The following is a 2,646-nucleotide window of genomic DNA, read 5'->3' on the forward strand; positions in this document are numbered from 1 at the left end:
GGATATTAACGATTTGATTATCAGTAAAGCGTGTCTTTTTCATAGGATTCTCCTGCTGGTATATTTTAGCAGTTAATCTCTATTTCTAAGTGTTCTTATTTATTGGGGGGATTACCGAATGAATAGTCACTTTTTGAATGATATCAGGATGGATACTTTTCGCAACCGGACAAGTCAGCGCGGTGTTATAAAATATCTTTTGCGTCTTGTCATCTAGCTGTTTATTAAAGGTGATAGCAACATGCACTTCACTGACACGTCTTGGATCAGCAGCCATTATTTTAGTCACTTCAGCGGTAGTACCTGCAATATCGATATCCATATCACGGGCTTTGATACCGATAATGGTTAGCATACAACTGGCTAAGCTGGTCGCCAATAAATCAGTTGGTGAAAACGCCTCGCCCTTACCTTGATTATCAATAGGTGCATCGGTAATGATTTCATTACTTGATTGCAAGTGGATGGCAGTGGTGCGCAAATTGCCTTGGTAGGTTACTTTTGATGTGGTCATAAGGTTCTCTTTGGTATTTACTATTAGTAAGATATAATTCTTATAGAATCTTGATTAGATAGTTTAGGAGTATTAGTTTATTTTAGTAGGGAATAACCTTTGAGTGAACTCATCTACTACACTTTCTGTTCTAATGAAGTCTCGAATTCTTTCGCGAGTAGTTATATTTGATTCTGATATTATACTTTCTAGATGACTGGCGACATCCTCTATTTGGGCTGAAAATGCATCGTTATCATTTAAAACAGCAAATACAGCAGCTGTTACTTTCTTTTGTGATTTTAACGGTGCATCTAATATATCTCCAGTTTTCCAATGTTTTTTTACTAAAGCATACAATGCATAGAAACGGAAAATAACTCGTGTTCTATCAACTTTTCCTGAGCGTACTAAATAGTCGAATTTGTACAATGCTAAAGCAGCAATATGGTAAAGCTCAACATTGTGATTCTCTGAAAAGATCCTTCCATCAAACTCTTTCCGTATTCCTCTGTGATCACGTGCTGCACGATGTGGCTGATAAAAAAACATAGCTGCTGCAACTTTCATTAGATCTGATGGACGAAGGATTCGTGTGCGTTCAATCCCAACATCTCTATACTGATTATCTCTTCTTTCAATATAAATACGTGCATCACCACTTTGAGAAGCACAATACTCTTCTAGATCTTTCATAAACGGGCGTAGTGCCCAAAACTGATCTTCTCTAACTTCATTTTGTCGGTTTGTACCGATGATAACACTGGATACAAAATCAGTATCGCTACACCCAATCAAACGCAGTGGAACAAATATACTTTCGGCTTGATCAGGAATATAAGCCAAAATATTTGTAGTTTGGCACCCATTTACAATTTGATAGTCTTCTAGACTGAAAACATCTCCTTTACGATCTATATTTTTGGAAACAACGGTAATTCTGTTATTTTTAAAAACAAAAGAAGCATTACCACCTGATTCTAATTCAGATATTATTGATTTGTTTATTTCAGATTCAGGATTAAAGTCTCTGACATTATCATAAAATAAAGACTTATTAATGTGTCGAACTCCATCTTGGTCAGGCTCTCCAAGTGCAATTGCTAAAATCTCTGATGCAGGAACATATCCAATATATGCTTCATCAACTTTTTCATGATTTGGCATTGTAACCGCTTTTTGAAAATTAAGCTTTGCGGAAGATGAATTCGTTGCCGAACGAAAACCATTTTGAATAATTTTAGCGCCTACACATTCAATATGGATATCATTAAAAATATTTAGCTCACTCAAACGTATTTTATTCGTTTCTATTAACCTTTCTATTAACTCTGAAACTTGACCTGAACCAGTAGTACAGTAGTAACATCTTAAAGAAGGACTCGTTTTAGCCGCTGTCGAATAGATTGCTTCTTTTACTTCGGCAAGACTTTGCAATTGCTCGCTTATAATTAATGATCGATCCGTGAAAAAGTCATAGACCGCATCAAGGAATTTTGAGATATTTCCGTAATCAAGTTTATCTGATGTTTTTGACTGAAAAAAATGGAAATCTGAAGAATGATTTCTTCCTAAAGAAAGAATCTCAATAGCTTCATCAATCTCAGTACAAAGAGACCCCTGAATAGAAATAGCTACTCCATCAATACCAAACTCCTCCCCTTTGAGATGAGCTCTAAAAGGATCTATATTTTCTCCAAGCACTCCGTTTTCTATTGAGAATATTGACATGACTTCAAAAAAATCTGATTCATCCATATTTTCGTTTGGATTCATTTCTTGAAAAGTTTTAAGTTGCGCTTTAACGATTGGATTCATAGCCATATAGCTTCCTTTGCTTTAAAGTTATACTTATTACGAAGACTGAATTTTTATAAGCCATTATAAATACTTTTCTGACTGACAAGTAGCTTAAGATTATAGATAGTATTTCTAATACTTATATCATTATTATTCTACATTTATTAATAGTATAGCTTGAGTATAAACATGGTTAAACCCGAGCCAAAGTAAAACCCCCTCCGACATAATCGGAGGGGGTTTTACTTTGAATAGAGAGCTGACGATGACCTACTCTCACATGGGCGAACCCACACTACCATTGGCGCAATGATGTTTCACTTCTGAGTTCGGGAAGGGATCAGGTGGTGCCA

General features: G+C 35.7%; 2 protein-coding genes and 1 rRNA gene. All 3 read right to left on the minus strand.

Annotated elements, in window-relative coordinates; translation table 11 throughout:
- Nucleotides 1-85 precede the first annotated feature (85 nt).
- Nucleotides 86-514, minus strand: a complete 429-nt coding sequence (locus ACP69U_RS13715; RefSeq protein ID WP_426138827.1) for an OsmC family protein — start codon at nucleotides 512-514, stop codon at nucleotides 86-88.
- 72 nt (nucleotides 515-586) lie between these two features.
- Nucleotides 587-2,317, minus strand: coding sequence for an AIPR family protein (locus tag ACP69U_RS13720; protein ID WP_426138828.1), 1,731 nt, complete (start codon nucleotides 2,315-2,317; stop codon nucleotides 587-589).
- 233 nt (nucleotides 2,318-2,550) lie between these two features.
- A 5S ribosomal RNA gene (gene rrf, locus ACP69U_RS13725) occupies nucleotides 2,551-2,646 on the minus strand; the annotation flags it as partial.

It is taken from the genome of Psychrobacter sp. TWR1-1-1, assembly GCF_049895865.1.
Taxonomy (GTDB): Bacteria; Pseudomonadota; Gammaproteobacteria; order Pseudomonadales; family Moraxellaceae; genus Psychrobacter; species Psychrobacter immobilis_A.